This window comes from Sporosarcina sp. SAFN-015 (genome assembly GCF_059415085.1).
This window is the reverse complement of record NZ_JBPFDR010000003.1, coordinates 318,193-343,213: the sequence shown is the minus strand read 5'-3', so window position 1 is coordinate 343,213 and position 25,021 is coordinate 318,193. Positions and strand designations below refer to the sequence as shown.

27 protein-coding genes are annotated in these 25,021 nt (G+C 43.0%); all 27 read left to right on the top strand.

The annotated features are described in order from the left end of the window. Positions 1–66 precede the first annotated feature (66 nt). The gene (sucC, locus tag ACR65H_RS07510) at positions 67–1,227 is read left to right on the top strand and encodes an ADP-forming succinate--CoA ligase subunit beta (RefSeq protein ID WP_440499536.1); all 1,161 of its coding nucleotides are present in this window, start codon (positions 67–69) and stop codon (positions 1,225–1,227) included. Positions 1,228–1,245: 18 nt separating this feature from the next. Then, positions 1,246–2,148, top strand: coding sequence for a succinate--CoA ligase subunit alpha (sucD, locus tag ACR65H_RS07505; protein WP_440499535.1), 903 nt, complete (start codon positions 1,246–1,248; stop codon positions 2,146–2,148). A 71-nt stretch (positions 2,149–2,219) separates the two neighbouring features. Continuing rightward, a complete protein-coding gene (gene dprA, locus ACR65H_RS07500) occupies positions 2,220–3,104 on the top strand; it encodes a DNA-processing protein DprA (protein WP_440499534.1) in 885 nt (294 codons plus the stop codon). 172 nt (positions 3,105–3,276) lie between these two features. After that, positions 3,277–5,352, top strand: coding sequence for a type I DNA topoisomerase (gene topA, locus ACR65H_RS07495; RefSeq protein WP_440499533.1), 2,076 nt, complete (start codon positions 3,277–3,279; stop codon positions 5,350–5,352). Positions 5,353–5,376: 24 nt separating this feature from the next. Further along, entirely contained in the window at positions 5,377–6,696 is a 1,320-nt protein-coding gene (trmFO, locus tag ACR65H_RS07490; protein ID WP_440499532.1) for an FADH(2)-oxidizing methylenetetrahydrofolate--tRNA-(uracil(54)-C(5))-methyltransferase TrmFO, read from the top strand. A gap of 312 nt (positions 6,697–7,008) precedes the next feature. Then, on the top strand, positions 7,009–7,902 hold the full coding sequence (gene xerC, locus ACR65H_RS07485) for a tyrosine recombinase XerC (RefSeq protein WP_440499659.1): 894 nt from the start codon (positions 7,009–7,011) through the stop codon (positions 7,900–7,902). 9 nt (positions 7,903–7,911) lie between these two features. Further along, the gene (gene hslV / locus ACR65H_RS07480) at positions 7,912–8,457 is read left to right on the top strand and encodes an ATP-dependent protease subunit HslV (protein WP_440499658.1); all 546 of its coding nucleotides are present in this window, start codon (positions 7,912–7,914) and stop codon (positions 8,455–8,457) included. After that, positions 8,454–9,857 (top strand): ATP-dependent protease ATPase subunit HslU, encoded by a 1,404-nt coding sequence (hslU, locus tag ACR65H_RS07475; RefSeq protein ID WP_440499531.1) that lies wholly within the window; start codon positions 8,454–8,456, stop codon positions 9,855–9,857. Before hslV ends, hslU begins: the two co-directional genes overlap by 4 nt. Positions 9,858–9,938: 81 nt before the next feature. Continuing rightward, positions 9,939–10,715: a GTP-sensing pleiotropic transcriptional regulator CodY gene (gene codY, locus ACR65H_RS07470; protein ID WP_440499530.1), complete on the top strand. Its 777-nt coding sequence runs from the start codon at positions 9,939–9,941 to the stop codon at positions 10,713–10,715. Positions 10,716–11,014: 299 nt separating this feature from the next. Further along, the gene (gene flgB, locus ACR65H_RS07465; RefSeq protein ID WP_440499529.1) at positions 11,015–11,407 is read left to right on the top strand and encodes a flagellar basal body rod protein FlgB; all 393 of its coding nucleotides are present in this window, start codon (positions 11,015–11,017) and stop codon (positions 11,405–11,407) included. Between the two features lie 3 nt (positions 11,408–11,410). Beyond that, positions 11,411–11,872, top strand: coding sequence for a flagellar basal body rod protein FlgC (gene flgC / locus ACR65H_RS07460; RefSeq protein ID WP_440499528.1), 462 nt, complete (start codon positions 11,411–11,413; stop codon positions 11,870–11,872). A 70-nt stretch (positions 11,873–11,942) separates the two neighbouring features. Further along, a complete protein-coding gene (gene fliE, locus ACR65H_RS07455) occupies positions 11,943–12,206 on the top strand; it encodes a flagellar hook-basal body complex protein FliE (RefSeq protein ID WP_440499657.1) in 264 nt (87 codons plus the stop codon). 140 nt (positions 12,207–12,346) lie between these two features. Further along, positions 12,347–13,942, top strand: coding sequence for a flagellar basal-body MS-ring/collar protein FliF (gene fliF / locus ACR65H_RS07450; protein ID WP_440499527.1), 1,596 nt, complete (start codon positions 12,347–12,349; stop codon positions 13,940–13,942). Between the two features lie 14 nt (positions 13,943–13,956). Continuing rightward, a complete protein-coding gene (gene fliG, locus ACR65H_RS07445) occupies positions 13,957–14,970 on the top strand; it encodes a flagellar motor switch protein FliG (protein WP_440499526.1) in 1,014 nt (337 codons plus the stop codon). Next, entirely contained in the window at positions 14,954–15,733 is a 780-nt protein-coding gene (fliH, locus tag ACR65H_RS07440; protein ID WP_440499525.1) for a flagellar assembly protein FliH, read from the top strand. The genes fliG and fliH overlap by 17 nt, the downstream gene beginning before the upstream one ends. Before the next feature lie 2 nt (positions 15,734–15,735). After that, positions 15,736–17,067: a flagellar protein export ATPase FliI gene (gene fliI, locus ACR65H_RS07435; protein WP_440499524.1), complete on the top strand. Its 1,332-nt coding sequence runs from the start codon at positions 15,736–15,738 to the stop codon at positions 17,065–17,067. Next, the gene (fliJ, locus tag ACR65H_RS07430; RefSeq protein WP_440499523.1) at positions 17,064–17,516 is read left to right on the top strand and encodes a flagellar export protein FliJ; all 453 of its coding nucleotides are present in this window, start codon (positions 17,064–17,066) and stop codon (positions 17,514–17,516) included. The genes fliI and fliJ overlap by 4 nt, the downstream gene beginning before the upstream one ends. A 1-nt stretch (position 17,517) precedes the next feature. After that, complete coding sequence (locus ACR65H_RS07425) at positions 17,518–18,123, top strand: MotE family protein (RefSeq protein ID WP_440499522.1); 606 nt, start codon at positions 17,518–17,520, stop codon at positions 18,121–18,123. A gap of 44 nt (positions 18,124–18,167) precedes the next feature. Further along, the gene (locus ACR65H_RS07420; protein ID WP_440499521.1) at positions 18,168–19,565 is read left to right on the top strand and encodes a flagellar hook-length control protein FliK; all 1,398 of its coding nucleotides are present in this window, start codon (positions 18,168–18,170) and stop codon (positions 19,563–19,565) included. A gap of 3 nt (positions 19,566–19,568) precedes the next feature. Next, positions 19,569–20,216, top strand: a complete 648-nt coding sequence (gene flgD / locus ACR65H_RS07415) for a flagellar hook assembly protein FlgD (RefSeq protein ID WP_440499520.1) — start codon at positions 19,569–19,571, stop codon at positions 20,214–20,216. A gap of 18 nt (positions 20,217–20,234) precedes the next feature. Then, positions 20,235–20,615 (top strand): TIGR02530 family flagellar biosynthesis protein, encoded by a 381-nt coding sequence (locus ACR65H_RS07410; RefSeq protein WP_440499519.1) that lies wholly within the window; start codon positions 20,235–20,237, stop codon positions 20,613–20,615. An 88-nt stretch (positions 20,616–20,703) separates the two neighbouring features. Further along, positions 20,704–21,498, top strand: coding sequence for a flagellar basal body rod protein FlgG (gene flgG, locus ACR65H_RS07405; RefSeq protein WP_440499518.1), 795 nt, complete (start codon positions 20,704–20,706; stop codon positions 21,496–21,498). Between the two features lie 248 nt (positions 21,499–21,746). Continuing rightward, the gene (locus ACR65H_RS07400; RefSeq protein ID WP_440499656.1) at positions 21,747–21,968 is read left to right on the top strand and encodes a flagellar FlbD family protein; all 222 of its coding nucleotides are present in this window, start codon (positions 21,747–21,749) and stop codon (positions 21,966–21,968) included. Beyond that, on the top strand, positions 21,958–22,383 hold the full coding sequence (fliL, locus tag ACR65H_RS07395) for a flagellar basal body-associated protein FliL (RefSeq protein WP_440499517.1): 426 nt from the start codon (positions 21,958–21,960) through the stop codon (positions 22,381–22,383). Before ACR65H_RS07400 ends, fliL begins: the two co-directional genes overlap by 11 nt. Positions 22,384–22,421: 38 nt before the next feature. Next, a complete protein-coding gene (gene fliM, locus ACR65H_RS07390) occupies positions 22,422–23,420 on the top strand; it encodes a flagellar motor switch protein FliM (RefSeq protein WP_440499516.1) in 999 nt (332 codons plus the stop codon). Beyond that, entirely contained in the window at positions 23,413–24,636 is a 1,224-nt protein-coding gene (gene fliY / locus ACR65H_RS07385) for a flagellar motor switch phosphatase FliY (protein WP_440499515.1), read from the top strand. The genes fliM and fliY overlap by 8 nt, the downstream gene beginning before the upstream one ends. A 20-nt stretch (positions 24,637–24,656) precedes the next feature. Beyond that, a complete protein-coding gene (locus ACR65H_RS07380; protein ID WP_440499514.1) occupies positions 24,657–25,019 on the top strand; it encodes a response regulator in 363 nt (120 codons plus the stop codon). Positions 25,020–25,021: the final 2 nt, after the last annotated feature.

Sequence of the window (25,021 nt, the reverse complement as noted above, 5' to 3'; positions counted from 1 at the left end):
TTACATCTTTACTACAATGGATACGGCAGTAAATTATGAGCTACAAGTTCGAATGGAGGATGTAAGATGAATATCCATGAATATCAAGGAAAGCAGCTGCTCAGAGATTATGGCGTTGCTGTTTCAAACGGTCGGGTAGCATTCTCACCCGATGAAGCTGTAAAAGCGGCAAAAGAACTCGGTACGGACGTTATCGTCGTCAAAGCGCAAATCCATGCAGGTGGACGTGGTAAAGCCGGTGGTGTTAAAATCGCTAAAAATCTTGACGAGGTACGCGAGTATGCAAAAGAGCTTCTTGGCAAAACCCTTGTGACCCATCAAACAGGCCCTGAAGGAAAAGAAGTAAAACGACTTCTCGTCGAAGAAGGATCTGATATCAAAAAAGAATATTATTTAGGTCTAGTCGTTGACCGCGCTACAGATCGCGTTACTTTAATGGGATCTGAAGAAGGCGGAATGGATATCGAGGAAGTCGCTGAAAAGACACCTGAAAAAATCTTCAAAGAAGTTATCGATCCTGTCGTCGGCTTAACAGGCTTCCAAGCGCGCCGGATGGCATTCAACATGAACATCCCTACACATCTTGTGAATAAAGCTGCAAAATTCATGTTAGGACTCTACCAAGTGTTTGTTGAAAAAGACGCATCAATCGTAGAAATCAATCCACTAGTTGTCACAGGTGATGACAATGTCTTAGCGTTGGATGCAAAATTCAACTTTGATGATAACGCACTATATCGTCATAAAGATATCGTGGAATTACGCGATTTCGATGAAGAAGATCCAAAAGAAATCGAAGCTTCCAAATACGACCTTAGCTACATATCTCTTGATGGCAACATCGGCTGCATGGTAAACGGTGCAGGTCTTGCTATGGCTACGATGGATACAATCAATTACTACGGCGGCTCGCCGGCCAACTTCCTTGACGTTGGGGGCGGCGCTACTGCTGAAAAAGTTACAGAAGCATTCAAAATCATCCTCTCTGACGATGCCGTCAAAGGAATTTTCGTCAATATTTTCGGTGGTATCATGAAGTGTGATGTAATCGCGGAAGGTGTAATTGCTGCTGCGAAAGAAGTAGGCCTTGAAGTGCCGCTAGTTGTCCGTTTGGAAGGTACGAATGTTGACAAAGGTAAAGCACTATTGAACGAATCAGGGTTAAATATCATCGCTGCTGACACAATGGCAGACGGTGCACAAAAGATTGTTGAACTCGTAGGCTAAGAAAGGCAGGGACAAACGATGGCAATTTATATTAATAAAGACACTAAAGTGATTGTTCAAGGTATTACAGGCTCAACAGCGCTTTTCCATACGAAGCAAATGCTTGAGTATGGTACGAAAATCGTCGGCGGCGTTACACTGGGCAAAGGCGGAACAGAAGTTGAAGGAGTTCCGGTTTTCAACACAGTTGAAGAGGCTGTAAAAGCTACAGGTGCAAATGTATCAGTCATTTACGTTCCAGCTCCATTTGCAGCAGATGCAATCATGGAGGCGGTTGATGCTGACTTGGATATGACAATCTGTATTACAGAACATATTCCGGTCATAGACATGATTAAAGTGAAGCGTTACATGGAAGGCAAAAAAACACGCCTTGTTGGACCGAACTGCCCAGGTGTCATTACATCTGATGAGTGTAAAATCGGTATCATGCCTGGATATATCCATACAAAAGGCCATGTAGGCGTTGTATCGCGTTCAGGAACATTGACTTACGAGGCTGTTCACCAACTTTCACAAGCGGGCATCGGTCAAACGACTGCTGTTGGTATCGGTGGAGACCCTGTAAACGGAACAAACTTCATTGACGTACTAAAAGAATTCAACGAAGATCCTGAAACTTATGCGGTTGTCATGATCGGCGAAATCGGCGGTACAGCTGAAGAAGAAGCGGCTGAATGGGTGAAAGCTAACATGAACAAACCTGTTGTCGGCTTCATCGGCGGTCAAACTGCACCTCCAGGAAAACGCATGGGCCATGCTGGCGCAATCATTTCCGGAGGTAAAGGTACAGCAGCTGAAAAAATCAAAGCAATGAATGCTGCAGGCATCGAAGTAGCCGACACACCTTCTGTAATCGGCGAAACGCTTATCAAAGTCCTTAAAGATAAAGGACTTTACGAAAAATGTAAAACTCATTGATCAACTGTACGGCATGCAGGTAAAACTGCATGCTGTTCTTTTACATATTCACGAATTGGAGGAGAAATCATGTGAAACTGTCTGATGTAGACCGAAGGTTGTTGGCTTTGCATTATGTTTATCCAGTACCGTTTAATAAAGATGCAGAAATTTTGAAGGTGGACCCCGAGCTTCATAACCTATTCAATTATCATGCAGATGAATTGGCAAGGCTGCTACATATCCCCAAACAGAAAGCAGTCCGTCTGAATGAACAGCTGAAAAGGCACGAACAAACCCCTTTTACTCTTCTTTATCATCATGAGAAAATCATCCCTATTCCAATTACGAACCCTGCCTATCCGAAGGCATTGAAATGGCTTGTAGACCCTCCTGCCGTCCTCTATGTGAAAGGCGATCCAACGATATTGGACACAACTTGTAAAGTCGCGATCATCGGTTCTCGAAAAGCGACCGACTATACAAAGAATGCGCTTTCATTCATCGTTCCGCCGTTAGTCGATCAAGGAGCCGTAATCGTTTCTGGTCTTGCGAAAGGGGCAGATACGATGGCTCACGAGTCCACAATCCATTTTGGCGGAAAAACGATTGCAGTCCTCGGCCATGGCCTATTCCATTTGTATCCGTATGAAAACAAAAAGCTTGCAGAAAAACTAGCTGAACAACACTTATTGCTGACGGAATATCCTCCTTATATGAGACCTGCCAGATGGACATTTCCAATGAGGAATCGAATTATCAGCGGCTTGTCCGAATCGATCATCATTACGGAATCTGAAGAAAAGAGTGGTACGATGAGCACTGTGGATCATGCCCTCGAGCACGGAAAGACCGTTTATGCAGTTCCTGGTCCGATTACATCGTCACTATCGCTTGGGCCGAATAAATTGATCGAACAAGGTGCGAAACCTATTTGGAACGGCTTTCAGGCGCTTGAAAACCACTCTATTCTCTAACGGGGAAAACATGCCTTTTATTGAAAAGGTTGATTTTAAATCAAATCTGTTATACATTTTGCAACAGATATTCTTTTACATCCGGATACACTGGTAAGGGGATTGGGCAAGAACAAATAGACAGCCCTGCGGAATTGTAAAAAGGGAACCTCTATGAGGAGGAACATGATAAATGGCAGATTACTTAGTAATTGTAGAATCGCCAGCCAAGGCGAAAACAATTGAGCGTTATTTAGGAAAAAAGTATAAGGTGCGTGCTTCCATCGGGCACTTGCGGGATTTGCCGCGAAGTCAGATGGGTGTAGATACCGAAAATAATTATGAACCGAAATACATTACGATACGAGGAAAAGGACCGATACTCCAAGAATTGAAAAAAGATGCCAAAAAAGCGAAGAAAATCTTTCTCGCGGCTGACCCCGACAGAGAAGGGGAAGCGATTGCTTGGCATTTGGCGCACCAATTAGGCATCGATATCGATTCGGATTGCCGTGTCGTTTTCAATGAAATCACAAAGGATGCTATTAAGGAATCTTTCAAACACCCGAGGCCGATCGATATGAACCGGGTAGATGCTCAACAGGCAAGAAGGATACTGGATAGACTCGTAGGCTATAATATTAGTCCGATTCTTTGGAAGAAAGTGAAGAAAGGATTGTCTGCCGGGCGTGTACAATCAGTCGCGCTCCGACTGATCATCGATCGGGAGAATGAGATCAAAGCTTTCGTTCCTGAAGAGTATTGGAGCATTTCTGGCCGATTCACCAAAGACGGGAAAACATTTGACGCATCATTTTACGGGGATGCATCGAAGAAAATAAAGCTTGAAAATAAACAGCAGGTTGACGAAATCCTATCCAAAATGTCAGGCGATGAATTTGAAATCGTCAATGTCGTCAAAAAGGAGAGGAAAAGAAATCCTGCCCCACCATTCACGACATCTTCATTGCAACAAGAAGCGGCTCGAAAATTGAATTTCAGAGCGCGGAAAACGATGATGCTTGCCCAACAGCTATATGAAGGGATAAACACCGGGAAAGAAGGCATCGTCGGTCTTATCACTTATATGAGAACGGATTCCACACGTATTTCAGAAGGTGCCAAAGGAGAAGCTGTTTCCTTCATCGAAACGATGTACGGCAAGGAGTTCGTTGCTACATCGAAAGCGAAGACGAAGGAATCGGCGAATACGCAAGATGCGCATGAAGCAGTAAGACCAACATCGGTCATGAGGCCCCCTGAAGCGATGAAAGCGTTTTTATCTCGGGACCAGCATAGACTCTATAAATTGATATGGGAACGCTTTGTTGCAAGTCAGATGGCTCCTGCTGTGCTTGACACGGTCACTGCGGATCTTATGAATGGCGATGTCAAATTCAGGGCAACAGGTTCTGAAGTGAAATTCCCTGGTTTTATGAAAGTCTATATCGAAGGAGAAGACGATCAGGAAGAGGAGAAGGATCGCATTCTTCCGCCGCTCGATAAAGGGGAGCATGTGAAAGGAAGCGAAATCGATCCGAAACAGCATTTCACTCAACCGCCGCCAAGATATTCAGAAGCTCGACTTGTTAAAACATTGGAGGAGCTTGGAATAGGACGGCCGTCAACTTATGCTCCTACACTCGACACGATCCAGAAACGAGGGTATGTCACGTTAGACGCTAAACGGTTCGTTCCGACAGAGCTCGGGGAAATCGTCCATCAAGCGGTGAATCAATACTTCCCAGATATCATAGATATCGAGTTCACAGCCGAAATGGAGAAGAACCTCGACGGAGTTGAAGATGGTGAGGTTGAATGGAAGCAAGTCATCGATGAATTTTATAAAGAATTCGAGAAGCATGTCAAAGTTGCTGACGAGGAAATGGAAAAAATCGAAATCAAGGACGAGCCTGCGGGTGAAGATTGTGAAAAATGTGGATCACCAATGGTATTCAAAATGGGCCGGTATGGAAAATTTATGGCTTGCTCAAACTTCCCTGACTGCAGAAATACAAAAGCGATCATCAAGCCGATCGGAGTTACTTGTCCTTCTTGTAAAGAAGGGCAGGTCGTAGAGAGGAAGAGCAAGACAAAAAGGATTTTTTACGGATGCGACAGGTATCCTGAGTGTGAATATGTCTCATGGGATAAACCGATAGCAAGGCCTTGTCCGAAATGTCAAAGTACATTAGTTGAAAAAAGACTGAAAAAAGGTGTGCAAATCCAATGTACGGAATGTGACTACAAAGAGGATGCGCAAGAATAAGAAGATTGAAAAGAGGATGGCTGAATGACACTAATCGTAAATGTCATCGGAGCAGGACTGGCCGGGAGTGAGGCGGCTTGGCAAATCGCCTCCCGGGGAGTTCGAGTCCGTTTATATGAAATGAGACCAGTAAAGCAGACGCCAGCCCATCATACAGATAAATTTGCGGAACTAGTCTGCAGTAATTCATTGAGAGCGAACAATTTGACGAATGCGGTAGGAATTATCAAAGAAGAGATGCGCAAGCTCAATTCCCTCATCATCAACGCAGCAGATGCATGTGCGGTTCCTGCTGGGGGAGCACTTGCGGTCGATCGTCATGAGTTTGCAGGGAATGTGACAGAAAAAATTAAAAACCATCCGTTAATTGAAGTCATCAATGAAGAAGTGACGGTATTGGATGAAATGATGGAAGGCATCACAGTCATTGCAACAGGTCCTTTAACTTCACCTGCATTGGCTGAGCGCATTCGGGAATTAACGGGAGAGGAATATCTCTATTTCTATGACGCTGCCGCTCCAATTGTCGAAAAAGAGTCTATCGATATGGATAAAGTATATTTAAAGTCACGATACGATAAAGGTGAAGCCGCCTATTTGAACTGTCCAATGAACGAAGAGGAATTCAAGCGATTCCATGAAGCGCTGCTTAATGCAGAAGTCGCCCCTTTAAAGGAATTTGAGAAAGAAGTGTATTTCGAAGCTTGTATGCCTGTCGAAGTAATGGCTCGACGGGGAGAGAAAACACTTTTATTCGGACCGATGAAACCGGTCGGTCTGGAAGACCCGAAAACGGGAAAACGACCGAAAGCTGTCGTTCAATTGCGTCAAGACGATGCTGCGGGAACTTTGTATAACATCGTTGGGTTCCAGACGCATATGAAGTGGGGAGCGCAAAAAGAGGTGCTTCAACTTATTCCTGGGTTGGAAAACGTTGAAATCGTCAGGTATGGTGTTATGCACCGGAATACATTCATTAATTCCCCTCGCGTTCTAAATTCTACTTATCAACTAAGAAAGAACAGCAAAATTTTCTTTGCTGGCCAGATGACGGGCGTGGAAGGATATGTCGAATCGGCAGGCTCCGGTTTGATTGCCGGAATCAATGCCGCAAACTTGGCGTTGGGTAAAGAGCCGCTCCAATTCCCGATAGAGACTGCGTTAGGGAGTATGGCCAGATATATAACGGAGGCCGATTCAACGAACTTCCAACCAATGAATATCAATTTTGGATTATTCCCTGATTTAGGCGAGCATATCAAGTCAAAAGTCGAACGCGCAGAGAAACATGCTGAACGTGCATTCAAGGCACTTGAGCAGTTTCAACCTTCATTGCACATGTAAACTAAAGACTGCACATGTCGGATACTATTCCGCATGTGCGGCTTTTTAATGTGATACATATAAAAATTGAACAAACTGTGTCTAAAAAATAGCAGATGTCTGACATCCCAAGACGATTAAGTTGCCGTCGCAATATATTTTACGTTATAGTGAATCGTGGATGACTTTTGAATTTCTGAATTAGTCCTCCTATTCGATTAATGGCAGTATCAAGTGGGTTCAAAAAAAGAAAAAATAACCACTATTCAAACATGTTCCAATTTTGCTATAATTGACAGAGTGATTCATATGGGGGTGAAGCACTTGCGACGAATTGGTCCAGAGACTGTTCTTGACGAATACATATCTTACATACGACTGGAAAAGAACTATTCATCTTGGACGGTTTCTGAATACAGCAATGATATTCAAGAGTTTTTCACTTTTTTATCCCAAGAAGGAATTGCTGATCTGAATGATGTCGAGTATCCTGAAGCAAGATTGTATATAACAACGCTGTACGATAAAGGTTTAGCTAGGAAGACAATCTCAAGAAAGATTTCATCGATTCGGTCATTTTATAAGTTTGGCAATGCTCGATTCGGGATAAATGATAATGCATTCCGATTATTGCATCATCCAAAGAAGGAAGAGCGGCTTCCGGCTTTTTTTTATGAAAAGGAATTGGCGTCGCTCTTTGAAGCATGCAATGGAGATGATCTGAAATCATTGCGAAATAGCGCTCTTCTTGAACTGCTGTACGCCACTGGAATCCGGGTAAGTGAGCTGACATCCATTGAATTGGGTGATATCGATAACTCTCTCGGTATCGTCAAGGTAATGGGAAAAGGCAGGAAAGAGCGCTACGTCCCATTCGGAAGCTTCGCACAGGATGCACTTGAATCCTATATGGAAAAATGTCGTCCTGTATTAATGAAGAAGAAAAGTCATCAATCACTGTTTGTCAATTTACGTGGCGATCCTATAACGGACAGGGGTGTCCGTCATGTGCTAAGTGCAATGATGGAAGAAGCGGCTATCAATGGAAAGATTTATCCGCATATGATCCGCCATTCCTTTGCAACACATCTGTTGTCGAATGGAGCAGACATTAGAACAGTGCAAGAATTGCTTGGTCATAGTCATTTATCATCGACACAGGTGTATACACATGTCACTAAAGAGCATTTACGGAAAACGTATATGAAAACACATCCGCGAGCTTAGGAGGATGAACTGATGGAATTTCATTCTACAACGATTTTCGCCATACGGCACAAAGGTGTCTGTGCGATGTCGGGTGATGGACAAGTGACGATGGGAGAATCCGTCGTCATGAAACATACTGCAAAAAAAGTGAGAAGACTATTTGGCGGGAAAATTATTGCTGGATTTGCGGGATCGGTTGCCGATGCCTTTACACTTTTCGAACTTTTCGAAGGCAAGCTCGGTGAATTCAATGGGAATTTGGAACGCGCCGCTGTAGAGTTAGCTAAAGAATGGCGGGGCGACCGTATTTTAAGAAAGTTGGAGGCAATGTTGCTTGTTGCTGACAAAGATCGGCTTCTGCTCGTATCGGGAACGGGTGAAGTAATCGAACCGGATGACGGCGTTCTTGCGATCGGATCTGGTGGCAACTATGCATTGGCGGCAGGACGCGCGCTGAAAAAATATAGCGGCGACACACTTACCGCCGAGCAGATTGCCAAGGCGGCGCTTGAAACTGCAGCTGAAATATGTGTCTACACAAATGACCGGATTATTGTGGAGGTACTCGAATGAATAAAAAACAGGAATTGACCCCTCGCGAACTTACTGCTTACTTGGATCGATATATTGTAGGGCAGGATGCTGCAAAACGGGCAGTTTCCGTTGCAATCCGGAACAGGTATAGAAGAAGCCTTTTGACAGATGATGAAAAGAGAGAGATCATCCCTAAAAACATTCTGATGATTGGACCGACAGGTGTAGGGAAGACTGAAATAGCAAGAAGGATTGCAAGACTAGTCAACGCTCCTTTCGTAAAAGTCGAAGCGACTAAGTTCACCGAAGTCGGATATGTTGGCCGAGATGTCGAATCGATGGTTAGGGATTTGACAGAAGCAGCAGTCCGAATCGTCCGAGACGAAATGCGCGAATCCGTCAAGGGCCAAGCAGAGAAGCTTGCAGAAGAGCGGCTTGTCGAATTGCTCGTTCCTGAGAAAAAGCGCAAAGCCAATATGCAAAATCCTTTTGAAATGCTTTTTGGGCAAAAGACTGAAGAGGATGATAAAAACCCTGAAGAAGCGAATGATCTCAGTAGAAAAAGGTCGGAAATTGCCCGTCGTTTAGCAGCAGGTGAACTGGAAGAAGAATCAATCACGGTGGAAGTTTCTTCTCAACAACCATCGATGTTTGATGCACTGCAAGGTTCGGGAATGGAACAAATGGGTGCAAGTATGCAGGATGCTTTATCTTCGCTCATGCCGAAAAAGATGACGAAACGCAAAATGAAGGTGAAAGATGCTAGAAAGGTCCTTCAAGCCGAAGAAGCGGATAAGCTGATCGATCATGATGAAATCGCAAGAAAATCAGTTGAATTGACTGAGCAATCCGGCATCATCTTTATCGATGAGATGGATAAAATTGCGAGTCGTAGCAATGGCGGCGGTTCATCTGCAGACGTTTCGAGGGAAGGGGTTCAAAGGGATATACTACCAATCGTTGAAGGTTCAACGGTTACAACGAAGTATGGTCCTGTGAAAACTGATTTCATCCTATTCATTGCGGCAGGCGCTTTTCACATGTCGAAGCCGTCAGATATCATTCCTGAACTTCAAGGACGCTTTCCAATCAGGGTGGAGCTTGAGAAGCTCTCGAAAGAGGATTTCGTCCGGATTTTAAAGGAGCCTGATTTTTCGTTGATTAAGCAATATGAAAAATTGTTGGCGACGGAAAATGTCGAAATTGAATTCTCGGATGATGCAATTGAAAGAGTTGCTGAAATTGCATTCGATGTGAACGATAATACCGAAAACATCGGCGCAAGAAGATTGCATACGATACTGGAGAAATTGCTTGAAGAATTATCGTATGAAGCTGCAGAGATTGGACCGTCATCGATTAAAATAACAGTTGCTTATGTCGATGAAAAGTTGAAAAATATCGTTAAAAATAAAGATTTGTCACATTTTATATTATAATGAGGGCGTTTTAGTTTATTTAACGATTGAAAAGCTTTAGAATATTCTTAAATACAAAAGGAACTTTAGGAGGAAATATTTATGTCTTTATTAGCGAAAACAAGAAAAATTAATGCAATGTTACAAGAAACAGCAGGAAAACCGGTTAACTTCAAAGAAATGGCTGAAAAACTCAGCTTAGTTATTGAATGTAATGCTTTCATCGTCAGCAGAAAAGGGAAGTTGCTCGGCCTTGAGATCCATCATCAAATCGACAATGAGCGTATGAAACAAATGTTCCAAGAACGAAAATTCCCTGAAGAGTATACACAAAAACTTTTCGAAGTGAGTGAAACATCTTCAAACATTGACGTATACAGCGACTACTCAGTATTTCCTGAAGAGGAACGTGAACTGTTCAAAGACGGTTTAACGACTGTTGTTCCGATCATCGGAGGCGGTGAGCGTCTTGGTACACTTATCCTTGCACGACTTAAAGAAAAATTCACTGAAGATGACCTAATCCTTGCAGAGTACGGTGCAACAGTTGTCGGCATGGAAATTCTTCGTGAAAAGGCTGAGGAAATTGAAGTGGAAGCGCGTAGCAAGGCTGTAGTACAAATGGCTATCAACTCATTGTCCTACAGTGAACATGAAGCGATTGAACATATCTTTAAAGAGCTTGATGGCAATGAAGGCCTTCTTGTCGCTTCGAAAATTGCAGACCGTGTAGGGATTACACGTTCCGTTATCGTCAATGCTTTGCGTAGGCTAGAAAGTGCTGGTGTAATTGAATCGCGTTCACTTGGTATGAAAGGCACATACATTAAAGTATTGAACAGCAAATTCCTTGAAGAACTTGAAAACCAAAAGAATTAATATTCTAAACACTTCGGTTGTTAGTCAGCCGAAGTGTTATTTTTATGGGAAGGAATGAGTAATCGGTCTACTGGTGAATAATACTAAATTGCTACGATGAGAAATTAGTCCTAAGAACTATAAAGGCAACGATTTAGCGTGGATAAAAGGGTTGTTTTGAACTAATTCTATTTTAATTAATATGATGGACAAAGTTCGCCAAAATCCGATACAATAAGATATGTGTTTTCATTGAAAGTTTTATAGAAATGATTATCTACCTAATAGAATCTAGTAAACATTTGAGGTGAAATATAGTTATGAACATTTATGGTTCAACGATTTCGCTACTTGAGAAGGGTTTGGACTTTTCTTCTGCAAAGGGAAAAGTTATTTCGCAAAATATAGCAAATATCGACACGCCAAATTACAAGGCGAAACATGTCAGTTTCAAGGAAATGATGCATGAAGCCCAAAGTAAGCCAATCAATGCGTATCGGACGAATGAACTGCATTTCGACTTTGCTTCCAAAGCTTCTCAACCGGGTATAGCCAAATATGCCGACTTTCGATATAGGCAAGATGGCAATGGTGTTGATATGGATAAGGAGCAGGCAGATCTTGCAGCAAATCAAATTTATTATAATGCTTTGGTCGACCGTCTCAGCAGTAAATTCAACTCGTTACAAAACGTCATAAAAGGAGGCCGATAATTCATGTCTATTTTCCATAGCCTTAATACTTCAGCCTCGGCACTAACAGCTCAGCGACTAAGAATGGACGTCATTTCATCCAATATGGCTAATATCGAAACCAGCCGTGGAAAGATGGTAGATGGTGAGTGGCAGCCGTATCGTCGAAAGACAGTCAGCTTACAGCCGGCAGAAGGGCGTTTTTCATCTATGCTTCAAGCGGCGATGGGGAGCCGGGATAGAGGGGCTGCGGGTTACGGGGTAACAGTCTCACGCATTCAGGAAGATGTCGAAACTCCATTCAAGCTTGTCTTTGATCCAACCCATCCAGATGCAAATGAGGAAGGGTATGTCCAAATGCCGAATGTGGATCCATTACGAGAAATGATCGACCTTATGTCGGCGACTAGGTCTTATGAAGCGAATGTCACAGTGCTGAACGCTAACAAAGCGATGCTTATGAAAGCCCTTGAAATAGGGAAATGATGAACGGGAAGGGGATTGATGACTGATGCCGATACAATCCATACAAGGTGCAGGGAATCCTACAGGTTTGATGAAAATCAATCAAGGTATTCAACCAACGCCATTTGAATCGCAAAAAAGCTTCGGTACATTTTTGAAGGATGCTATCCAAGAAGTGAATGTCAAACAGATCGAGTCAGATACAATGACCCAAAAACTAATCTTAGGTGAAAATGTTGATTTGCATAACGTCATGATCACCGCACAAAAAGCTTCAATCGCATTAAACGCAACAATGGAAGTGCGGAATAAGGTTATCGAAGCATACCAAGAGATTATTAGAATGCCAGTTTAAAAGCGAAGGCGTTCACTTTTACTCGCAAACGCCGTTCTTCGAAACGGCAGGGCAAAGATGTGCTCGTAACGTTTCTCTTTTACTCGCAAACGCCGTTCTTCGTAACGGCGTTGACTATGTAAGCAGACCGGGGGATCAGAATGAAAGAAAGATTGACGAAAATTGGGACTGACTTGAGGCAGTTCTGGTCGACTCGCACAAAACGACAAAAAACAACATATATCGGTTCCGCGGCTGCTGTCATTATTTTTGCTGCATTTTTAACGTATTTTCTGTCAAGGACGGAATTTGTCCCTCTATACAGTGACGTTTCGCGTGCGGAAATAGGACGGATCAAGGAAGAACTGGATGCGCAAGGCATTCCTAGCCAAATTGCGCCGGGAGGCACGTCCATCCTCGTTCCGAAAGAACGAGTTGATGATCTCCTTGTCACCCTTGCCGCGGAAGGGTACCCGAATACGGGAACAATCGATTATTCGTTCTTCTCTCAGAACGCTGGTTTTGGAACGACCGACAATGAATTCAATATGATCAAACTTGCTTCGATGCAAACCGAATTGGCGAATTTGATTAAAGGTATTCAAGGCGTGCAGGATGCTAATGTAATGATTACATTGCCGACGCAAAGTGTCTTTTTAAATGAAACTGTCCAAAGTGCAAGCGCGGCAATCATGTTGAAGACAGAACCTGGACATCAGTTTACAGAATCTCAAATAACGGCCTTATATAATTTAGTTTCAAAAAGTTTACCGAATTTATCTACAGACGATATCGTTATTATGAACCAGTACTCCGAATACTTCGATTTGAAATCACCCGGCCAATCTATTGGCACTAATATTGTCGACCAAATGGATTTAAAGAAGACGATAGAACGCGACTTGCAAAGAAAAGTCCAAATGATGCTCGGAACAATGGTTGGTCAAGACAAAGTCATCGTCTCTGTTACAACAGATATCGACTTCAAACAGGAAAACAGACAAGAGAATCTAGTTGACCGCGTGGATGAGGACCTTGATAGCTTAGCGATAAGCGTGCAACGGATAACAGAATCATTTTCTGGCAACGGTGCTGCCGCAGGAGGCGTACCGGCGGCAGAGGACGGCACTGATAACGTAACAAGCTACGTGGAAGGCAACAACGCTAATGGAGATTACGAGCGGTTGGAAGAGACTATTAATAATGAAGTGAACCGGATCCGGAAAGACATTGTAGAAAGTCCTTATAAAATTCGTGACATCGGTATTCAAGTGATGGTGGAACCGCCGGACGTAAATGATATCGCTTCATTGACACCTGGTGTGGAAGAGGATATTCGAACGATATTGGAAGCGATTATTAGCACTTCCATCGATAAAACTTACGTGCCTGTTAATGTCACGGACGAGTATTGGGAAGATAAAATAGCAATTTCAACACAAATTTTCAACGGAAAAATGACAACAGTTCCTCAATCGGCTGCTAGCGTAATTCCGTGGTGGGTATATGCGATAGGAGCAGCATTGCTCGTTGTCATTGCAATATTGGTCGTTGCCTACTTCCGTAAACGTAAACAAGAAAGAGAAATGGAAGAAGCTCTTATACTCGAGGAACAACGTGAAGCATTGCATGTAGAAGACATTAATATTGAGCATGAGACGGAAGCTTCCCTTCGCAAAAAGCAACTTGAAAAGATGGCGAAGGATCAGCCTGAAGAATTTGCCAAGTTATTAAGAACATGGATAGCCGAGGATTGACGGAGGGATGAAATTTGGTAAAGAAAGATAAAGAAATGACTGGAAAGCAAAAAGCTGCACTCCTGCTCATATCGCTCGGCCCGGAAGTTTCGGCAGCAGTCTATAAACATTTGACCGAAGAGGAGATTGAGCGCCTAACACTTGAAATATCCGGTGTGAAGAAAGTTGACTCCTCTGTTAAAGAAGAAATTATTGAGGAGTTTCATAACATTGCACTTGCACAAGATTATATTTCGCAAGGTGGAATAGGTTACGCTAAGACTGTTTTGGAAAAAGCGTTAGGGAAAGAGCATGCCCAGGCAATCATCAATCGTTTGACATCTTCCTTACAAGTTAGGCCGTTCGACTTTGCAAGAAGAGCAGAGCCGAGTCAAATACTTAATTTCATCCAAAACGAGCATCCTCAGACAATTGCTCTGATTCTATCTTACTTGGAAGCGGAGCAGGCGGGGATGATCTTATCATCACTACCACAAGAAATGCAGGCGGATATTGCCAGAAGGATAGCGACGATGGATTCAACTTCTCCTGAAGTCATCAGTGAAATTGAGGCAGTCCTGGAAAGGAAGCTATCTTCAACAGTTACCCAAGATTTCACGGAGACAGGTGGAGTCGATGCAGTTGTCCAAGTGTTGAATGGTGTCGATCGAGCTACCGAAAAAACCATTTTGGACGCACTTGAAATCCAAGATCCAGAGCTTGCAGAGGAAATTCGAAAAAGGATGTTTGTTTTCGAGGATATCGTCACATTGGACAATCGTTCCATTCAGCGAATTGTGCGCGAGTGTGAAAATGAAGATCTCATTTTATCGATGAAAGTGTCCAGTGAAGAAGTGAGGGAAATCCTCTTTAAAAACATGTCACAACGGATGGCTGAATCATTCCAGGAAGAAATGGAAGTCATGGGACCAGTGCGTTTGAGAGACGTCGAAGAGGCGCAGGCACGAATCGTTTCCATAATCCGTAGATTGGAAGACTCAGGTGAAATCATCATAGCCCGTGGTGGAGGGGATGACATCATTGTCTAATATTTTTCGTTCTTCCCGCACGATTTCTGAAGAAGGCAACGTAAAGGAAATCACAATCAGAAACTTAAATATGCCGACAATTGACGGAAAAGAGGAAGAGATTTCAAAAGAAATCCTTTTCGCAGAACGCGATCGGATGCTGAAAGATGCGCGACGGCAGATCGAAGTTGAAAAGGCGGATGTTGAGCATTTACGGCAAATGGCACAAGAGGATATTAACGCAATGCACGCTGCATGGGAGCAGGAAAAGACTGAATTACAACAACGTGCTTATGAAGAAGGTTTCCAAGTCGGATACGAAGAAGGTCGAAATAAGGCAATATCCGATATGAGTGAATCTATTGAAATGGCCAATGAAGTCACTGCCCATTCAAAGGAAAATGCTGAGAAATACTTGGAATCGCAGGAAAGAATCATTTTGGAAATTGCAATGAAGACCGCGGAACGGATTCTCGGTAAGACGCTTGAAGAGGATGAAGAAGCTTTCCTTTCAATAGTGAAAAGAGGATTGAAGGAAGCGAGAGAGATGAAAGAGATCAAACTATACGTATCCGTTTCACATTTTGAACTTGTTTCATCAAACCGTTCCGAATTGGCTTCTATTTTCCCTCCAGATATTCCGTTCCTCATCTTTGTAAATGATGATTTTGATAATAACGATTGCATTATCGAGACGAACCAGGGCCGGATAGTTGTCAGTGTGGATGAACAATTGAATGAGCTTAAAGAACAGCTCGTTGAAATGTTGGAAAGTGGTGACTGACGATGAAAAAAGCGAAACAACTGCTAGAGGTCATTCCTAAAGTGAATTCCTTTCCGAAATTCGGGCGTGTCGTCCGGGTAGTCGGACTCATGATTGAATCACAAGGACCGGAAAGCTCTGTCGGAGATGTGTGCCATATTCATCTAAATAATAGCGGCAAAGAGGACGCTGTCATTTTGGCGGAAGTCGTGGGGTTTAGAGAAGAAATCGTCATCTTAATGCCTTATTCAAATATCACTGATATTTCAAGTGGATGTCTTGTTGAATGTACTGGAAAGCCGCTTGAAGTGAAAGTTGGGATGAATCTTATTGGAAAAGTTCTTGATTCGATGGGGAACCCTATCGACGAGAGTCCACTTCCGAAAGGTTTATCTACAGTAAGGACAGAACAAAACCCTCCAAATGTAATGACAAGAAAGCCGATCAGTGAAAAGCTGGCAGTAGGTGTCAAAGCAATCGATGGGATGTTGACGGTCGGTAATGGTCAAAGGGTAGGGATTTTCGCAGGTTCAGGAGTCGGTAAAAGTACTTTGCTCGGAATGATTGCAAGAAATACGACGGCTGATTTGAATGTCATTGGTCTGATTGGAGAACGTGGTCGTGAGGTCCGTGAATTTATTGAACGGGATTTAGGACCGGAAGGGTTAAGCAAGACGATTGTTGTCGCCGCTACATCAGATCAGCCGGCACTGATGAGGATTAAAGGTGCATTTACAGCTACGGCCATCGCAGAATATTTTCGGGATAAAGGGATGAATGTCATGCTTATGATGGATTCCGTCACCCGGGTTGCGATGGCTCAACGGGAAATTGGACTTGCTGTCGGTGAACCTCCCGCAACGAGGGGATATACACCGTCCGTTTTCTCGATTTTACCGAAGCTCCTTGAGCGAACAGGAACGAATGATGTCGGTGCAATTACAGCATTCTACACAGTTCTCGTTGACGGCGATGATATGAATGAACCAATCGCTGATGCGGTGCGAGGCATACTTGACGGCCATATCGTATTGGATCGAACTCTCGCTAACAAAGGACAGTACCCTGCCATTAATGTTTTGAAAAGCGTAAGCCGTCTTATGAATCATATCGCAAGCCCAGAACATATAAAAGCTGCCGAAAAGCTCCGTGAACTGTATTACACATATGACAAATCAGAAGATCTCATTAACATCGGCGCGTATAAGCGGGGCACTTCGAGGGAAATCGATGAAGCGATCGAATATGAACCGCATATTACGAACTATTTGAAGCAGAGCTACAAAGAGAATGTAAGAATGGAAGATTCAATCGAAGAGTTAATATCACTTGCTCCAGGAGGTGGCACATCATGAAGCCCTATGAATATCGATTTGAAAAAGTGCTCACATACCGGGAACAGGAAAAAACAGAAACTGAAATTGAATTTAAGAAAGCAGTCGATTCCTTCGAAACGGTCGCTACAGAACTATATGAGCTGTTGAAACGCAAGGAAGAGGTCATTGCCAATCATCAAGAGAAAATGAAAAATGGCTTTTCCATTAACGAAATCCATAACTATGCCCGATTTATTGAGAGTCTTGATAAAAGGATCGAAGTGCTGCAGCAAACAGTCATTAAAGCGCGTTCCAAAATGAATTGGTTCGAGGAAAAGTTGCTCGAAAAGACGATTGAAGTGAAGAAGTTCGAGAAGATGAAGGAAAAAGACAAAGAACATTATCGTACTGAAATGGAACAGGCGGAAGCTAGCTTGTTGGATGAATTATCAACATTAAAGTTCCATAGAAGAGAAACAGGGTGGTAACTTGGCGAGGAATTCAAAACTGAAAACTGATGAGAAAATCGTTGAAAAGAAGAAAAGTACCCGCCTCTTCCAAGAAGTGCTACTTTGGACGCTCATTCCGCTCCTCTTCACGACAATGGTGTTATTGATCATCGCATATGTCGCTGATGTGAATGTTTTTGACAAAGCGAAAGAGTGGACAAAGTCCCTGCCATTCATTAACGAGAAGCAAGTCGATGACGAAAATGTCGATGACTTGGTCATAGAAGAACGAGTCGTCGAATTGCAAGCGGAAATCCAGGACAAGGAAGCGCAATTATTTAAACTCCAAGAAGACTTAGCTAAATCGGATGATGAGAAACAGGCTCTTCTCGATGAGCAAAAAAGCTTATTAGCTCAAATTGAAGCGTTAAAAATGGAAAAAGACGATTATAAGCGGGATATGAAGGAAATCATATCTACCTTCGAAAAAATGTCTGCAAAATCTGCAGCGCCTGTCATTACAAAAATGAGCGACGCAGAAGCAATTGAAATACTTTCAAGCCTAAAACCTGAAGTTCTCGCACCGATATTAGAAAAGATGTCACCTGAAGATGCCGCAAAATATACGAGTCTCATGACAAAATAAGTAGAGGTATAGGTGACAAGCTATGAGGGGAGGTGAAAGAAAGAGTGAACATCGGAGCATTGCAGTCAATGATCGGTATGAATCAACTTGCAGTAAACAATGTGCAAAAAGGCGATCCTGCAACGACAAAGTTTGGCGCAATATTTGCTAGCATTTCAACGAACGCTCCAGAAACGGAGCTTGCTGGTACTGGAGAAATTCCGGTCGAGTTAATTTCAAATCTTTTCAATGCGACGACAGTCGAAGAGTTGGAGATTGCTATACAAGCAATTCCGGGAAGCGGAAATACCGAATTGCCTTCTAGTGTTGTAGCAACCGAGAACATCGAAAGTGTAGAAGACCTTGCGAATTTGTTGGATGTCAATCCCGAGGAAGTGCTCGTAAAGGTAAAACAATTACTGGAGCAAGCTGGATTGACGAAAATTGAAACAGATGAATTGACCGTGGCTACTGATATGTGGACTATATTAAGCATGATTGATGGCGTGGGCAGCCGTTTTATTAATGAACTAAATGGAGCTCTCCAAAAACCGGCTACAAGAAATGAAGCTATCGAACTGTTGGCATTTTTAAAGACAGTAGATGTGATGGCGACGAAAAAAGATATGGTTGTATCTATGGAACAGATAGTCGACAGTTTCCACCATATGCTAACCGGAGCTGCTGGACAATTTGAACAGCGGATCGTAGCAATGATGAAGCAGGAGCAGTTGCCGTTCATCCAACAAAAAACGGACTTCAGAATTGTTCTTGAAACAAACTCGTCAAATTCAACAAATGCTGAAAGCAATGGTAATAAACAACCTGATACTCCATCTCAAACGACTGCTGCACATGGAATTACCACAGCAGTCAAAGTCGAAGTGCCAATACATCAGACCGAATCGAGACCAACAAATGTATCAATTTCAAATAATGCCGATAAACAACCCGATATAACTTCCCATACGACTGTTGTGCACGGAACTTCTACTTCAGTCAAAGTCGAACTGCCAATACAACAATCGGAATCGAATCATACGAATCGAAGCGAGACGTTCATGAAAGAAATGCAGGCGTTAATGAAACGATCCAATTTCGGTCAAGTAGGCGGAACGAACCGGATGCTCATTAAGCTATATCCTGAACATCTTGGTCAAGTCCGGATCGAACTGCTTGAAACGAACGGGATCATGACAGCGAGAATACTAGCCTCAACCGCATTTGCGAAAGGGTTGCTCGACAGTCAGTTGCACCAACTGAAACACGCATTTAACCAACAAAATTTGCAAATCAACCGCATTGACATTACGCAAACAATCCAAGAATCGACTAGGAATGAACGTGAACAATCGTTCAATGAGCAATTCAAGCGTGAGCAGCATAATAGTGATAACAGACAGGACAAAACGTCTGAAGAAGACCAATCATTTGAAGAATATATGATTGAACTGGAGGTGTAAAGAATGGTAGAAGGACAAAAACCGATAACTGAGTCGATGTTCCTTATTAATAAACAACGGGATCAACGGAAAACAGGTCCAGAAACGATGGGCAAGGACGCTTTCATGAAAATCCTCATTGCACAACTGCAAAACCAGGATCCGACGAACCCGATGAAAGACAACGAATTCATCGCGCAAATGGCCCAGTTCTCATCCCTGGAACAAACGATGAACTTGGCGAGCGCATTTGAAAAGTTCGCACAAGCACAAAACCAATCCCAGCTGATCCAATACAACCAATTTGTCGGAAAAAACGTCCGCTGGCACGAACTGACTGATAAAAAGGATGAAGCTGGCAAGCCGATTGTCAATGAAGGAACAGGTGTTATCCAATCCGCGAAATTCGTTGATGGGTCTGTTGTCTTTACAATGGCAGATGGCAAGGAACTGACTCCAGGCAATATTTCAGAAGTGCTATCTGGGTCCGGAAGTACAAATAGTCTAGTCGAAGCAAGTCTTTTGATAGGCAAAACAGTCGGGTATATGGATGGTGAAGTGGAAAAATCCGGAACGGTCGTATCTGTTTCCAATAAAGAAGGAAAACTTCAATATATTTTGGAAGACGGCAGTCGTTTGGACGGAGACTCATTTACATCCATCAGCCAATAAAAAAAGAGGAGCGAGTGTATGGACAAGTTGAACATCCACCACGTTCCATCGCAGCCGCTTATCCGCCATGGCCAACCGTTGAAAGCACCGCAACAGCCGAAACAGTCGTTTCTTGAACAGCTGAACAAAGCAATACAGCCGCAAGAATTGAAAATTAGCAAACACGCAAACGACAGGCTGAAAGAGCGGAACATTCATATTACAGAAACTGAATGGGCACACATCACAGACAAGGTGAATGAGGCAAAAGTGAAGGGAATCAAAGAATCGCTTGTACTGATGGATCAAGCAGCACTGATCATCAGCGCAAAAAATTCCACCGTCATTACAGCGATGGATCGCAAGGAAGCGAAAGATCAATTATTTACAAACATCGACGGCACAATCGTGCTCAGCTAACACCGGCAGGACCTCAGAAAGAGGATGCCGACGTACTGCCGACTGACAGAGGCAGCACATTCTACTATCCGAGAGGGGAAAAACAAACATGTTACGATCAATGTACTCAGGAATCTCAGGCCTACGAAACTTCCAAACGAAATTGGATGTAATCGGGAACAATATATCAAATGTTAATACTTATGGATTTAAAAAAGGACGGGTTATTTTCAAGGATTTAATTTCACAGACAGTGGCGGGTGCCTCTGCACCAGGAGAGACTCGCGGTGGGGTTAACCCGAAACAAGTGGGACTCGGATCTCAAATTGCCGCAATTGATACAATCCATTCAGGAGGTTCGACACAATTTACTGGGAATACGTTGGATCTAGCTATTTCAGGAGATGGTTTTTTCCAATTAGAAGACGGAGATGGTACAGGAAGAGTTTATACAAGAGCCGGGAATTTTTACTTAGATAATGAAGGTAATTTAGTTAATAGTGAAGGAAAATACCTTGTTGGCGATGCTGTTCCGCTAAATATACCTACGGATGCACAAAGCATGTCAATTGGACAAGATGGCGTAGTTTCTTATGTTGATGTAGACGGTAATCTCCAAGAAGTGGGCCAAATTCAATTAGCGAAGTTTCCAAACCCTGCTGGTTTAACAAAAATAGGAGGAAACTACTTCGAGGAATCTGTTAACTCTGGGGTGCCTGAAGAAAATGTTCCTTTAGAAGGAGGAACTGGAGCAGTTGAATCCGGCTTCCTAGAAATGTCCAACGTCGACCTTGCAGAAGAATTTACAGAAATGATCGTTGCACAACGTGGTTTCCAAGCAAACACACGTATCATAACAACATCAGATGAAATTCTTCAAGAACTTGTCAATTTGAAGCGATAATTAACTAATTCTCTCACTATATAATTAGACTTATATAGGATTGAAGCGGAAGGCGGCGACTCCAGCGGGAACAGCATGAGCTGAAAGGCCCCGCAGGAACGCAGTGACGAGGAGATTGAAGCCGTGCCCGCGGAAAGCGTCCGCCAGAAGCGGAAATCCGTTACAGAAGACTGTTTTATGCATCATTAAACAAATATGCGTTATTAGCAAAGGAGGGTCGGGCCGGCCCTGTGCCCGGCCCCTTACATATGATTAAAGTTACACGCCTCAACGGCAAAGCGTTCATGTTGAACGCCCTATACATAGAAACTGTCGAATCGTTTCCCGACACGACCATCACACTGACGACTGGTACCAAATACATCGTCCTGGACCCAATTGACGAAGTCAATCGCCGCATTACTGAATTTTATCAGTCGGTCCAACTATTATCGAATCCGCATATCCGGGGTGAAGAAGATGAAAAATAAAGCATTAACAATCGCACTAATTATAGTAGTTACCTTGACACTCGTCGGGATAATCGGCTTAATCCTCACCTTGCAATTAAAAGGGGATTCGGTAGAAAAAGAACCGACGATCGATGAAATCCTTGAAGCGTCTGTGGACGTCCCTGAGATCATGACAAACTTATCGGGCCGACAATTCATCAAGATTTCATTGAAAATCCAAACAACAGATAAAAAAGCTGCAGAAGAACTAACGAAACGGGATTTCCAAGTTCAAAACATCGTTATCCAAGAACTTTCTGAAATGACTTCTAAAGACTTTGAAGGAAAAGCAGGGAAGCAGGCATTTGAGGATTCCATCAAATCGCAACTGAATCCTCTCATGCAAGAGGGTGAAATCGAAAAAGTGTACATCGTTTCTTACATTATCCAATAAGAAAATGATGGACATATACTATGCCGGGAGGTGGCCTTATGCCGGGAGATATTTTATCCCAAAATGAAATTGATGCCTTGTTATCGGCATTATCGACAGGTGAAATGTCCGCGGAAGAGATGAAGAAGGAAGAGGAGACCCGTAAGGTCAAAGTATATGATTTCAAGCGTGCCCTCCGCTTCTCGAAAGATCAAATCCGTAGCTTGACACGAATCCATGAAAACTTCGCAAGATTATTGACGACTTATTTCTCCGCACAATTGCGGACGTACATTCAAATAAATGTCGCATCGGTCGACCAAATTCCATTTGAGGAATTCATTAGATCCATTCCTAATATGACATTACTTAATATTTTCGAAGTCCCGCCACTTGAGGGCAATATCATCATGGAAGTCAACCCAAATGTAGCCTATTCAATGCTTGACCGATTGATGGGCGGCATTGGGGAAGGCCCTGGAAAAGTGGATAATATGACCGAAATTGAAACAAAGATATTAACTAATCTTTTCGAACGGTCTTTCGACAATTTACGTGAAGCTTGGGCAGGCATTATTGAAATGGATCCGTTCTTATCCGAAATGGAAGTGAATCCACAGTTTCTTCAAATGATTTCACCGAATGAAACCGTTGTAGTCATTTCATTCAATATTGTCATCGGAGAGTCGAGCGGAATGATCAATATATGTATTCCACACGTTGTCCTCGAACCAATCGTTCCGAATTTATCGGTCCGCTATTGGATGCAATCGAACAAGAAAGAACCGACGACAGAACAAAGTATCATTTTGGAAAAACGATTGAAACAAGCAACTTTGCCAATTGCTACTGAATTAGGGAAAGGTTCTATGTCGGTTGAGGATTTCTTGTATCTTCAAGTTGGGGATGTCATTTCTCTTGATCGGAAAATAGATGATCCATTACTTGTCAGAGTGGGAGACGTACCAAAATTCACTGCACAACCAGGTCATCTTCGAAATAGGATGGCTGTACAAATAATCGATATATTGAACGGAGGGGATGAAGATGATGAGTGATAATGTACTTTCTCAAGAAGAAATCGAAGCGTTGCTGCGCGGAGAACCAATCCGCGCGGAAGAAACGGCAACATCGTCCTCTGCACATCAGAATTTTGATAACCAATTAAGCGAAATGGAGAAAGATGCATTGGGGGAAGTTGGAAATATATCCTTCGGGAGCTCCGCGACAGCACTCTCCTCATTGCTTGGGCAAAAAGTTGAAATTACAACTCCCGCAATCTCTGTAGTAGATAGGAGTATGTTAGAAACTGAATTCATCCACCCTTATGTGGCTGTCCAAGTGGAATATACGGAAGGTTTAAACGGTACAAATCTACTCGTTATTAAACAAAGTGACGCAGCAATCATCGCTGATCTCATGCTTGGCGGAGATGGAATGGCTCCAAATGAAGAACTAAATGAAATCCATTTGAGTGCTGTACAAGAAGCGATGAACCAAATGATGGGTTCGGCGGCTACGTCGATGTCTACTGTCTTCAATAAGAAAGTTGATATTTCCCCTCCATCAATCGACTTGATGAATATGCAAAACGCTGAAGGCACTGAAAAGATACCGGAAGATGAAATGATGATCAAAGTCTCCTTCGAGTTGAAAGTCGGAGAATTGATTGATTCAAATATTATGCAGCTGTTTCCGCTCCAATTCGGTAAAAACCTTGTAGCATCGCTTATGGGAATGGGGGCAGAGGAAGAGGCCGCAGTTACGATTGAAGCGCCTTCCAGACCGGCTCCAACAATCGAGCAGCCGAAAAGACAAGAATTTCCTCAAGAGGATCATTCGACATTTCCAGGGCAGAGTGCTTCACAGCCGGGTGAACAGCCTTACTATGAACAACCTTATTACGAGCAGCCTGCTCAGCAACAGATGTCACAAAGACAGCAGCAACCTCCTGTCCACGTACAGCAAGCGCGTTTTGCAAGCTTTGATGCACCATCGCTTAATCAAGCTGAAACGAATAACTTGAATATGTTATTGGACATCCCATTGCAAGTTACTGTAGAACTTGGGAGGACAAAGCGGTCTGTTAAAGAAATCCTTGAAATGTCTAGTGGTTCCATCATAGAATTGGATAAGCTGGCAGGAGAACCAGTTGATATTTTAGTGAATAACCGTCATATCGCCAAGGGGGAAGTAGTCGTTATCGACGAAAACTTCGGCGTGCGGATAACGGATATTCTAAGTCAAACAGAACGATTAAATAACTTAAGATAGAACTTTGGGAGGTTATGAGAATGGGTAAACGTATTTTAATAGTGGATGATGCGGCTTTCATGCGGATGATGATAAAGGATATATTGACAAAGAACAATTTTGAAGTGGTCGGTGAGGCTGCGGATGGTTCACAAGCCGTTGAAAAGTATTTGGAATTGAAGCCCGATCTAGTAACAATGGATATTACAATGCCTGAAATGGACGGTATTGCAGCATTGAAAGCCATTAAAGAAAAGGACCCATCGGCGACTATCATTATGTGTTCCGCAATGGGGCAGCAAGCGATGGTAATTGATGCAATTCAAGCTGGAGCAAAAGATTTTATCGTCAAGCCGTTCCAAGCTGACCGTGTTGTTGAAGCGATCCAAAAAGCAATAGGTTAAAC